This is a genomic window from Enterobacter cloacae complex sp. 309I3 (assembly GCF_050031595.1).
Classification (GTDB): Bacteria; Pseudomonadota; Gammaproteobacteria; order Enterobacterales; family Enterobacteriaceae; genus Enterobacter; species Enterobacter cloacae.
On the sequence record NZ_JBLGWI010000001.1, the window covers coordinates 4,347,352 to 4,359,534 of the forward strand.

Below are 12,183 nucleotides of genomic sequence, written 5' to 3' on the forward strand. Positions count from 1 at the left end.
AATCAAAAAGATTACGGGCTGATGTTTATGTCGTCAGCTATTGCTGGTCCGATTCTGCCAGGTCATCTTGCTCCTGGCCCAAGAGCGATAATTCCAACAATGCATAACGGTGCTCAACGAAGTTGTGTACGTTGTTAGCAACCGCTAATTTGAACAGTGCCGTAGCGCTGTCCTTATCCCCCAGACTTAGGTAGTACTTACCTAAATAGAAGTTGGTTTCACTGAGATGCTCAGCGAGCGAGGTGTTATCCGTTGCGTCCGCCTTGAGGCGTTCCATCAGCGTTGCTTCGCTAATGTTGCCCAGGTAGAACTCGACAATGTTCCATCCCCACTGTTCCTTGTCCGATTTGTCGAAGCGCTGTTTCAGTGCCTCTTTTGCCTGCTTCTCATCGAGCTTCTGCTCAACAATGTAAAGCCACAGGCTACGGAAAGGATCATTAGGATCGTCTTGATAAAACGCCAGCAGATCATCTTGCGCTAACTTATCACGACCGCCGTAATACAATGCGATACCGCGATTCAAGTGCGCGTAGTTGTAAGTTGGATCAAGCTCAAGTACAGAATCAAACGCTTCATAGGCAGCATCAAAATTGCCTGCCTGCGTTAAATAAATGCCTAAGTAATTGAATACTTCAGGCATATCAGGTCGGATAGCCAGCGCTTGTGAGAAATCATTTCGCGCTAATGCCCTCAGACCGAGACTATCATACAACACTCCGCGCTCATATAAAAGCTGTGCGCGTTCGTCATCGGTTAAAGCCCGACTGGCAAGAATTTGTTCCATGCGTGCCAGAATCACTTCCTGCTGCAAAGTCGGTTGCAATGGCACTGCGAGGACTTCGCTCTTACGCCAGGCAGAGTTGCTGCATCCTGCCAGCGTTAAAGCTGTCGCAACGAAACACCAGCGCAAAAAAGGCTTCATTTCCCACTCCCGAAGACAACTATTGGATGAACGTCCTGTCCCCCGGCGGCTTAACAAGGCGTCCTGCCTGATAATGGCCCTCCGCGATGCGGAGGGCAAATGGCAACCTTACTCGCCTTGCTGTTCTGCTGCCGGTGCTTCTGGCGCAGCAGCTGGCTGAGACTGCTCGGTTGCTTCTTTAATGCTCAGACGGATACGGCCCTGGCGGTCAACTTCCAGAACTTTAACCGGTACTTCCTGACCCATCTGCAGGTAATCGGTCACTTTCTCAACGCGCTTGTCAGCGATTTGAGAGATGTGTACCAGACCTTCTTTACCGCCACCGATGGCAACGAACGCGCCAAAGTCAACGATACGGGTCACTTTACCATTGTAGATACGGCCCACTTCGATTTCTGCAGTGATTTCTTCGATGCGACGAATCGCGAATTTCGCTTTTTCGCCGTCGGTCGCTGCGATCTTCACCGTACCGTCATCTTCGATTTCAATGGTGGTGCCGGTCTCTTCGGTTAGCGCACGGATCACGGAACCGCCCTTACCGATAACATCTTTGATCTTGTCTGGATTGATCTTGATGGTGTGAATACGCGGAGCGAATTCGGAGATATCACCGCGTGGCGCGTTGATAGCCTGTTCCATCACGCCCAGGATGTGCAGACGCGCACCTTTTGCCTGGTTCAGAGCAACCTGCATGATCTCTTTGGTGATGCCTTCAATTTTGATATCCATCTGCAGTGCAGAGATACCGTCGCGGGAACCCGCCACTTTGAAGTCCATATCGCCCAGGTGGTCTTCGTCGCCCAGAATGTCAGACAGAACAACAAAGTTGTCGCCCTCTTTCACCAGACCCATTGCGATACCCGCAACGGCGGCTTTGATTGGCACGCCTGCATCCATCAGCGCCAGAGAGGCACCACACACGGAAGCCATGGAAGAAGAACCGTTGGATTCGGTGATTTCAGAAACCACACGAACGGTGTACGGGAATTTGTCTGCGTCTGGCATCACTGCCAGCACGCCGCGCTTCGCCAGACGACCGTGACCAATTTCACGACGCTTAGGCGAACCCACCATACCGGTTTCCCCTACGGAGTACGGAGGGAAGTTATAGTGGAACAGGAAGCTGTCAGTGCGCTCGCCCATCAGCTCGTCGATGATCTGTGCGTCACGTGCAGTACCCAGGGTCGCGGTAACCAGCGCCTGCGTTTCGCCACGGGTGAACAGCGCAGAACCGTGAGTACGTGGCAGTACGCCAGTACGCACGTCCAGACCACGGATCATGTCTTTTTCACGGCCATCGATACGCGGCTCGCCAGCCAGTACGCGGCTACGAACAACGTTTTTCTCGATTGCGTGCAAAATTTCGCTCAGCTCGTTAGCGTCCAGCGTTTCGTCTTCAGCAACCAGCGTGGCGATGGTTTCGTCTTTGATCACGTCAACCTGAGCATAACGCTCCTGCTTGTCGGTGATACGGTACGCATCGCTCAGACGCGCTTCAGCCAGTGCAGCAACGCGTGCGTTCAGCGCGTCGTTAGCGGCTTCAGGCTGCCAGTCCCAACGTGGTTTACCGGCTTCTTTCACCAGCTCGTTGATGTTCTGGATAACAACCTGCTGTTGGTCGTGGCCGAAGACCACAGCGCCCAGCATCTGGTCTTCGCTCAGCAGCTCTGCTTCAGACTCAACCATCAGAACGGCGGCTTCCGTACCGGCAACAACCAGGTCCAGCTTACTTTCTTTCAGCTCTTCCTGAGTCGGGTTCAGCACGTACTGGTCGTTGATGTAACCAACGCGCGCGGCACCGATAGGACCATTGAATGGAATACCGGACAGAGACAGCGCAGCGGAGGCACCGATCATCGCAACGATATCCGGGTTAACCTGTGGGTTAACGGAAACCACGGTCGCGATAACCTGCACTTCGTTTACAAAGCCTTCCGGGAACAGCGGACGAACCGGGCGGTCAATCAGACGCGCGATCAGGGTTTCGCCTTCGCTTGGACGGCCTTCACGACGGAAGAAGCCACCCGGGATTTTACCGGCAGCGTAAGTACGCTCCTGGTAGTTAACGGTCAGTGGGAAGAAGTCCTGACCTGGTTTAGCTTTTTTCTGGCCAACAACGGTCACGAATACCGCGGTGTCATCCATGCTTACCATAACGGCAGCAGTAGCCTGACGTGCCATCATGCCGGTTTCCAGCGTGACGGTATGCTGACCATACTGGAATTTACGAACGATCGGATTCAGCAAAATTCTGTCCTTTCTTAAATGTTTGACAGCACACCACCGGTGTGCTGACGATTTAACCCGACCTTCTTCGCATCCTCGCGACTAATGACAACCAACACCCCCATGGGTGAAGCCTCTCATTAGCCGCGCGAACCTCTGCAAGGAAGATCATTTATAGCAACAATACAATAGTTTCCAGTGAATTGCTGCGGTCCGGTTGAAAAAAGGGGCCATCAGGCCCCCTTTTCTGAAACTCGCAAGACTTAGCGACGCAGACCCAGACGCTCGATCAGCGCGGAGTAACGTGCAACATCTTTACGTTTCAGGTAGTCGAGCAGTTTACGACGCTGAGAAACCATACGCAGCAGACCACGACGGCTGTGGTGATCTTTTTTGTGCTCTGCAAAGTGACCCTGCAGGTGGTTAATCTGTGCAGTCAGCAGTGCAACCTGAACTTCGGTAGAACCGCTGTCGTTAGTACCACGACCAAACTCAGAAACGATTTTAGCTTTAGCTTCAACGCTTAGAGACATTTTCAAACTCCAAAGTATAAAGAATGTAAGGATGCCGATCTCTAATTCAGCGATCCCCGTATACGCCCCACAAAATTGTTAAACAATTTGCCGGACGTTAAGCCGCGATATTCTACTCGCCTCACCGGTTTACCGCAAGGTGAGCTGATATCGCCGTCAGCCTTCGACCGGGTATTCCACCACCAGACGGCGGGGCGCAACGCGTCCTTCACCGTCCATTTCACCCATGCCGATAAACTTACCGTCATCCCCTTCGGTCACGCGTACCAGGCCTTCCAGCGGTGCATTCGTGGTCCGAACCGGGTTTCCGTTCTTAAAGTAAACGGACGATGTTAAAGGAAGATTAACAACCGGGAAGTCTGCCGCCGGGCTGTCCATCGGCATCAGCAGCGGGTCAAGCAAATCTGCCGCGGCAACACCCTGCGCTTGCGCCTGTTCAACCAGCGCGTGCAGATGCTCAAGGGTCACCATCCGCTCAACCGGATATTTACTGACGGCCAGGCGACGCAGGTAGATAACATGCGCACCGCAGCCCAGCTTCTCGCCGAGGTCGTCGATAATGGTGCGAATATAGGTGCCTTTCGAACAGTGCACTTCCAGCTCCAGTTCGTTACCCTCGTGGCGAATAAAGAGCAGTTCATACACGGTGATCGGTCGGGCTTCACGCGGCACTTCAATACCCTGGCGCGCATATTCGTAGAGCTTTTTACCCTGATATTTCAGTGCAGAATACATCGACGGCACCTGCAGCGTATCGCCACGGAAGCTCTCCAGCGCCGCATCCAGTTGCTCTGCGCTAAACGTCACAGGACGCTCTTCCACCACCTGACCATCGGCATCGGAGGTGTCCGTGCGCTGGCCCAGCCTGGCGATAACGCGATAACGCTTATCGGAATCCAGCAGGTACTGAGAAAACTTTGTTGCCTCCCCCAGGCAGATGGGCAGCATGCCCGTCGCCAGGGGGTCCAGCGCGCCTGTATGGCCCGCACGGTTGGCATTATAAATACGCTTCACTTTTTGCAGCACGTCGTTGCTGGATGCGCCCTGGGGTTTATCCAGCAGCAGCACACCATGCACGTCGCGGCCACGACGACGAGGACGACTCATCAGTCCTCCTTGCTGTCGTCCGCCGGGTTAACACGACGTTCGTCGTCATGTTTCACCACGCTGGTCACCAGGTTGGACATACGCATACCTTCGACCAGGGAGTTGTCGTAGAAGAAGGTCAGCTCAGGCACGATACGCAGACGCATCGCTTTGCCGAGCAGAGAGCGGATGAAACCAGAGGCTTCCTGCAACGCTTTAATGCCATTTTTCACTGCTGCTTCGTCCTGATCGTTCAGGAACGTCACGAACACTTTGGCATACGCGAGGTCACGGGACATCTCCACGCCGGACACGGTGGTCATCATGCCCACACGCGGATCTTTAATTTCGCGTTGCAGAATGAGCGCGATCTCTTTCTGCATTTCCTGCGCTACGCGCTGCGGGCGACCAAATTCTTTCGCCATAATAAATTCTCCAGACAAAAAAGGGGCTAAAGCCCCTTTTTAAAATTATTGCCGGGTGGCACGAGGCGATCCCGGCCGACATATGGACCTATCCCAACAGGATTAGTCGATGCTGCGTTGGATCTCGATGATTTCGAACACTTCGATCATATCGCCAACGCGAACGTCGTTGTAGTTCTTCACGCCGATACCACATTCCATGCCGTTACGGACTTCGTTAACGTCATCTTTGAAGCGGCGCAGAGATTCCAGCTCGCCTTCGTAGATAACCACGTTGTCACGCAGTACGCGGATTGGGTTGTGACGCTTGATGGTACCTTCGGTAACCATACAGCCCGCGATCGCACCGAATTTCGGCGATTTGAACACATCGCGCACTTCGGCCAGACCGATGATCTGCTGTTTCAGCTCTGGAGACAGCATACCGCTCATCGCTGCTTTCACTTCGTCGATCAGGTTATAGATGACGGAGTAGTAACGCAGATCCAGGCTTTCTGCTTCGATCACGCGGCGAGCAGACGCGTCAGCACGCACGTTGAAGCCAACCAGAATGGCGTTAGAGGCAGCCGCCAGGGTTGCGTCGGTTTCGGTGATACCACCTACGCCAGAACCGATGATCTTCACTTTAACTTCGTCAGTAGACAGTTTCAGCAAGGAGTCGGAGATCGCTTCCACAGAACCCTGAACGTCAGCTTTCAGTACGACGTTCACTTCGTGAACTTCGCCTTCAGCCATGTTCGCGAACATGTTCTCGAGTTTAGATTTCTGCTGACGAGCCAGTTTAACTTCACGGAATTTGCCCTGACGGTACAGTGCAACTTCACGCGCTTTCTTCTCGTCACGCACAACGGTCACTTCGTCACCGGCAGCCGGCACACCGGACAGACCGAGGATTTCCACTGGAATGGACGGACCTGCTTCCAGCACTTCCTGACCCAGTTCGTTACGCATCGCACGAACACGACCGTATTCGAAACCACACAGGACGATATCGCCTTTATGCAGTGTACCTTCGCGAACCAGAACGGTAGCCACCGGGCCACGGCCTTTATCCAGGAAGGATTCGATAACCGCGCCGCTCGCCATACCGTTACGGATCGCTTTCAGCTCCAGAACTTCAGCCTGCAGCAGGATCGCGTCCAGCAGCTCGTCGATACCAGTACCTGCTTTCGCAGATACGTGTACGAACTGGCTTTCACCGCCCCACTCTTCTGGCAGGATGCCGTACTGGGACAGTTCGTTTTTAACACGATCTGGATCCGCTTCTGGCTTATCGATCTTGTTCACTGCAACCACAACCGGCACACCCGCCGCTTTCGCGTGCTGGATAGCTTCGATGGTCTGTGGCATGACGCCATCGTCTGCAGCAACAACCAGAACAACGATATCTGTCGCCTGAGCACCACGAGCACGCATTGAGGTAAACGCGGCGTGGCCTGGGGTATCCAGGAAGGTGATCATACCGTTGTCGGTTTCTACGTGATATGCACCGATGTGCTGGGTAATACCACCCGCTTCACCGGAGGCTACTTTCGTAGAACGAATGTAGTCGAGCAGAGAGGTTTTACCGTGGTCAACGTGACCCATGATGGTCACAACTGGCGCACGCGGTTCTGCCGCAGCACCGGTATCACGGTCGCTCATTACTGCTTCTTCCAGCTCGTTTTCACGACGCAGGATAACTTTGTGTCCCATCTCTTCGGCAACCAGCTGTGCGGTTTCCTGGTCGATCACCTGGTTGATGGTCGCCATTGCGCCCAGTTTCATCATCGCTTTGATGACCTGAGAGCCTTTAACCGCCATTTTGTTCGCCAGATCGCCAACGGTGATGGTTTCGCCGATCACAACGTCACGGTTAACGGCCTGAGCAGGCTTCTGGAAGCCCTGCTGCAGGGAAGAACCTTTACGCTGTTTGCCGCCTTTACCGCCACGCACGGCTGCACGCGCTTCTTCACGGTCAGCTTTAGACTCGGCGTGTTTGTTGCCTTTTTTCGCCGGACGCGCTGCTTTCGCATTGCGACCACGGCCACGGCCGCCTTCTACTTCACGGTCGTTATCATCTTCAGCCTGACGCGCGTGCTGAGAAGTGGTCACGTGATAGTCGCTGGTATCTTCAGACTGCTCAGCGGTATCAATACCGTTCTTCTCGTTTTCTTCTGCCATACGGCGCGCTTCTTCAGCCACACGACGCGCTTCTTCTTCAAGCTTGCGGCGTGCTTCTTCTTCGGCTTTACGCTTCAGTTCGGCAGCTTCATTTTCACGACGGGCTTTTTCAGCCTGGGCGGTTTTGGTCATTTCGTCTGTCTGTTGATTGCTCACTTTGTCTTTTTCCGCAGCTTCACGCTTCACTTTTTCACTTGCGTCGCGTTTCGCTTTTTCTGCGGCCTCACGTTCAGCTTTTAATTCTGCCTCACGTTTGGCAGTTGCTTCTGCCTCACGCTGAGCTTGTTCTTCCGCTTCACGCTGTGCCTGCTCTTCCGCGGCAAGGCGCTCTGCCTCTTGCGGATCACGTTTTACAAAGGTGCGCGTCTTGCGGACTTCAATTTGTACCGATTTACTTTTGCCACCGGTACCTGGAATATTCAACGTGCTGCGCGTTTTGCGCTGCAGCGTCAGCTTGTCAGGCGCAGAGCCGTGTTCACGGTTGAGGTGCGCTAACAAGGTTTGTTTTTCGTTTGCCGTCACTGAGTCATCAGCGGTCTTCGGGATCCCTGCATCAGCAAATTGCTGTACCAGGCGGTCCACGGAGGTCTGAATCTCAGCAGCCAGCGATTTTACAGTTACATCAGTCATGCTGTTCCTTCCTGCTACAGTTTATTACGCTTCGTCGCCGAACCAGCAAATATTACGTGCGGCCATGATGAGTTCGCCGGCTTTCTCGTCGGTTAAACCTTCGATATCAGCCAGGTCATCAACGCCTTGCTCAGCGAGATCTTCCAGCGTACAAACACCACGGGCAGCCAGCTTGAACGCAATCGCACGATCAAGACCTTCCAGATTCAGCAGGTCATCAGCCGGCTTTTTATCGCCAAGGCTTTCTTCCTGAGCCAGTGCCAGGGTGGTCAGTGCGTTTTTAGCGCGTTCACGCAGGGCTTCAACGGTTGGTTCATCCAGACCGTCAATTTCCAGCAGCTCTTTCATTGGCACATAGGCCAGTTCTTCCAGCGTAGAGAAACCTTCTTCTACCAGAACCGTGGCGAACTCTTCGTCAATGTCCAGGTATTTCGTGAAGGTATCGATCGCCGCATGGGCTTCAGCCTGATGCTTGGCCTGCAGGTCATCAACGGTCATCACGTTGAGTTCCCAGCCGCTCAGCTGTGACGCCAGGCGTACGTTCTGACCGTTACGGCCGATTGCCTGCGCCAGGTTACCCGCTTCAACAGCGATATCCATGGTGTGTTTGTCTTCGTCAACAACGATAGACGCCACATCCGCCGGAGCCATTGCGTTGATCACGAACTGCGCCGGGTTGTCATCCCACAGAACGATATCGATACGTTCGCCGCCCAGCTCGGTAGAGACCGCCTGAACACGCGCACCACGCATACCGACGCAAGCACCGACCGGGTCGATACGCTTGTCGTTGGTTTTCACCGCAATTTTCGCACGGGAGCCCGGATCGCGAGCCGCCGCTTTAATTTCGATAACTTCTTCGCCGATTTCCGGCACTTCGATACGGAACAGTTCAACCAGCATTTCTGGTTTAGAACGGGTCACGAACAGCTGTGCACCACGCGCTTCAGGGCGAACGGCATACAGCACACCACGGATACGGTCGCCAGGGCGGAAGTTTTCACGCGGCAGCATGTCTTCACGGAGAATCACAGCTTCAGCGTTGCCCGGCATCCCTTCGGATTTGATCTCCAGAGAGATGTTGTCGCGGTTCACTTTCTTCACCACGCCAGTGATGATTTCGCCTTCCTGATCGCGGAACTGATCGACAACCAGCGCACGCTCGGCTTCGCGAACTTTCTGCACGATAACCTGTTTTGCGGTCTGGGTGGTGATACGGTCGAAGGTCACAGATTCAATCTGATCTTCAACATAGTCACCAACGTTCAGGCTTTCGTCTTCAAAACGCGCTGCTTCCAGGGTGATCTCTTTAGTTGGCTGGGTCACTTCTTCAACGATTACCCAACGACGGAATGTATCGAAGTCACCGCTTTTACGATCGATTTCTACGCGAACATCGATCTCTTGTTCGTATTTTTTCTTGGTTGCTGTAGCCAGTGCACTTTCCAGCGCTTCGAAAATCTTTTCACGCGGCAGTGATTTCTCGTTGGAGACGGCTTCAACAACAGCCAAAATTTCTTTGTTCATCGCGGGCTTTTCACCTCAATCCAGACTGTTAAAAGTGGGGAACCAGGTTCGCCTTCTGGATATTACTCAGCGCGAACACTTCATCTTTGCCTTCGACTGTTACCGTGATCATTTCACCATCAACGGCTTTGATAATTCCCTGCCATTTACGGCGGTTCTGTACGGCCATACGCAGAACGAGAGCCACTTCTTCACCGGTAAAGCGCACATAGTGCTCGGCCGTGAACATCGGGCGATCGAGGCCAGGTGAGGAAACTTCCAGGTTGTACGCAACGGTAATTGGGTCTTCAACATCAAGAACCGCACTCACCTGGTGGCTAACATCAGCACAATCATCAACATTGATGCCATCTTCACTATCAATATAGATGCGCAGCGTCGATGTGCGGCCGCGAACGAATTCGATGCCGACCAGTTCGTAGCCCAGTGCTTCGACCGGTGCAGTAATCATCTCTGTTAATTTTTGCTCTAATGTGGACAAGCCCACCCCCAAGACATAAAAAAAGGGCGTAAAGCCCAGTTATTCTGTAGTCAGATAACAAAAAACCCCGATAAATCGGGGCTTTAGATAACTGAACCCTATAGCCACAACTGTGGCCTGGAGCACTCTCCGAAAGAATTTTTTCAAATCCAGCTACGAAGGCTCTGAGTCTTCACAGTATATTTGAAAAATGACTTTATGGGAAAGTGGTTGCGGGGGCCGGATTTGAACCGACGACCTTCGGGTTATGAGCCCGACGAGCTACCAGGCTGCTCCACCCCGCGCCTGAAACGTGGCAAATTCTACGCGTTTTGGACAGAATTTGCAAATAATGCTGGGATTTGGTACCGAAGACGGGACGTAAAACCGGCGTTTAGTATATTGATAGTGAGCCCCATCTGTCAACTCAGTTTCCGCCAGGGAATACGGAGGGAAATTTTTACAAAAAACGCACGAGTCTCTTCCGGTCATCGACAAAAGATGATTAAATGAATACTCACTTATTTTGCATAAACATGCATCGAGAGCGAAAGCGGTCTCTAATCAGTCAATCACGCAGGGTTTTATTTTATGACGACGATTCTCAAGCATCTTCCGGTAGGACAACGTATTGGCATCGCTTTTTCAGGCGGCCTGGATACCAGCGCTGCACTGCTGTGGATGCGCCAAAAGGGAGCGGTTCCGTATGCATATACTGCGAACCTGGGTCAGCCGGATGAGGACGACTATGATGCCATTCCTCGTCGTGCTAAAGAGTATGGCGCAGAGAACGCACGTCTGATTGATTGTCGTAAGCAGCTGGTCGCCGAAGGTATTGCCGCTATCCAGTGTGGCGCGTTCCATAATACCACCGGCGGTCTGACCTATTTCAACACCACCCCACTGGGCCGTGCCGTGACCGGCACCATGCTGGTTGCCGCCATGAAAGAAGATGGCGTGAACATCTGGGGTGACGGCAGTACTTATAAAGGTAACGATATTGAACGTTTCTATCGTTATGGCCTGCTGACCAACGCCGAGCTGCAGATTTACAAACCGTGGCTGGACACCGATTTTATCGATGAGCTGGGCGGCCGTCATGAAATGTCTGAATTTATGATCGCCTGCGGCTTCGACTATAAAATGTCCGTCGAAAAAGCCTACTCCACTGACTCCAACATGCTGGGCGCAACGCACGAAGCAAAAGATCTGGAGTTCCTGAACTCCAGCGTGAAAATCGTTAACCCAATCATGGGCGTGAAATTCTGGGATGAAAGCGTCAAAATCCCGGCAGAAGAAGTGACCGTGCGTTTCGAGCGTGGCCACCCGGTTGCTCTGAACGGCAAGACCTTCTCTGATGATGTGGAACTGATGCTGGAAGCGAACCGCATCGGCGGTCGTCACGGCCTGGGTATGAGCGATCAGATCGAAAACCGTATCATCGAAGCGAAAAGCCGTGGCATCTATGAAGCCCCGGGGATGGCGCTGCTGCATATTGCCTATGAGCGTCTGCTGACCGGCATTCACAACGAAGATACCATCGAGCAGTATCACTCCCATGGCCGTCAGTTGGGTAGACTGCTGTATCAGGGCCGCTGGTTCGATCCACAGGCACTGATGCTGCGTGATGCCCTGCAGCGTTGGGTGGCAAGCGCTATCACTGGCGAAGTCACTCTGGAACTGCGTCGCGGGAATGACTACTCCATTCTGAACACTGTGTCTGACAACCTGACCTACAAAGCAGAACGTCTGACCATGGAAAAAGGTGAATCCGTATTCTCGCCTGATGACCGTATCGGTCAACTGACCATGCGTAATCTGGATATCACTGATACCCGTGAGAAGCTGTTCAACTACGTTGAGAATGGCCTGCTGTCAGCCAGTTCCGGTAACGGCCTGCCGCAGGTTGAAAACCTGGAGCACAGCGATAAGAAGTAATCGAGAGAAGACATCCAAAAGGCGCCCAACAGGCGCCTTTTTTATAGCCTTCGTAGGCCCGGTAAGCGCAGCGCCACCGGGCAATGGCGGGTGGCGCTGCGCTTACCCGCCCTACAAAAGATCAGATCCACAGAATACAGACGAAAAAAAAGACGTCTTTCGACGTCTTTTTTCTGGAATATTGGTACCGAGGATGGGACTCGAACCCACAAGCCCGTTAGGGCACTACCACCTCAAGGTAGCGTGTCTACCAATTCCACCACCTCGGTACGG

9 protein-coding genes and 2 tRNA genes are annotated in these 12,183 nt (G+C 53.2%); 1 reads left to right on the forward strand and 10 read right to left on the reverse strand.

Translation table 11 applies throughout. The features are described 5' to 3' along the window. Positions 1-37: 37 nt before the first annotated feature. The 9 genes from nlpI to ACQG22_RS20830 all read right to left on the reverse strand — a co-directional run bounded on the left by nlpI (position 38) and on the right by ACQG22_RS20830 (position 10,277). A complete protein-coding gene (gene nlpI, locus ACQG22_RS20790; protein WP_013098912.1) occupies positions 38-922 on the reverse strand; it encodes a lipoprotein NlpI in 885 nt (294 codons plus the stop codon). 108 nt (positions 923-1,030) lie between these two features. Beyond that, positions 1,031-3,169, reverse strand: a complete 2,139-nt coding sequence (gene pnp / locus ACQG22_RS20795) for a polyribonucleotide nucleotidyltransferase (protein WP_013098913.1) — start codon at positions 3,167-3,169, stop codon at positions 1,031-1,033. 242 nt (positions 3,170-3,411) lie between these two features. Continuing rightward, positions 3,412-3,681, reverse strand: coding sequence for a 30S ribosomal protein S15 (gene rpsO / locus ACQG22_RS20800; protein WP_013098914.1), 270 nt, complete (start codon positions 3,679-3,681; stop codon positions 3,412-3,414). 156 nt (positions 3,682-3,837) lie between these two features. Continuing rightward, on the reverse strand, positions 3,838-4,788 hold the full coding sequence (gene truB / locus ACQG22_RS20805; RefSeq protein WP_029883386.1) for a tRNA pseudouridine(55) synthase TruB: 951 nt from the start codon (positions 4,786-4,788) through the stop codon (positions 3,838-3,840). Then, positions 4,788-5,192 (reverse strand): 30S ribosome-binding factor RbfA, encoded by a 405-nt coding sequence (rbfA, locus tag ACQG22_RS20810; RefSeq protein WP_003024988.1) that lies wholly within the window; start codon positions 5,190-5,192, stop codon positions 4,788-4,790. Before rbfA ends, truB begins: the two co-directional genes overlap by 1 nt. Positions 5,193-5,294: 102 nt before the next feature. After that, on the reverse strand, positions 5,295-7,985 hold the full coding sequence (gene infB / locus ACQG22_RS20815) for a translation initiation factor IF-2 (protein WP_013098916.1): 2,691 nt from the start codon (positions 7,983-7,985) through the stop codon (positions 5,295-5,297). 24 nt (positions 7,986-8,009) lie between these two features. After that, positions 8,010-9,512 (reverse strand): transcription termination factor NusA, encoded by a 1,503-nt coding sequence (gene nusA / locus ACQG22_RS20820; protein WP_013098917.1) that lies wholly within the window; start codon positions 9,510-9,512, stop codon positions 8,010-8,012. A 28-nt stretch (positions 9,513-9,540) separates the two neighbouring features. Then, positions 9,541-9,993: a ribosome maturation factor RimP gene (gene rimP, locus ACQG22_RS20825; RefSeq protein WP_014833432.1), complete on the reverse strand. Its 453-nt coding sequence runs from the start codon at positions 9,991-9,993 to the stop codon at positions 9,541-9,543. A gap of 207 nt (positions 9,994-10,200) precedes the next feature. Beyond that, positions 10,201-10,277 (reverse strand) — tRNA-Met (locus ACQG22_RS20830). A gap of 286 nt (positions 10,278-10,563) precedes the next feature. On the opposite strand from ACQG22_RS20830, the gene argG reads away from it, so the two are divergent. After that, positions 10,564-11,910 (forward strand): argininosuccinate synthase, encoded by a 1,347-nt coding sequence (gene argG, locus ACQG22_RS20835; RefSeq protein ID WP_102752150.1) that lies wholly within the window; start codon positions 10,564-10,566, stop codon positions 11,908-11,910. Positions 11,911-12,092: 182 nt separating this feature from the next. On the opposite strand, the gene ACQG22_RS20840 is transcribed toward argG, so the two are convergent. Then, a tRNA-Leu gene (locus tag ACQG22_RS20840) sits at positions 12,093-12,179 on the reverse strand. Positions 12,180-12,183 lie beyond the last annotated feature (4 nt).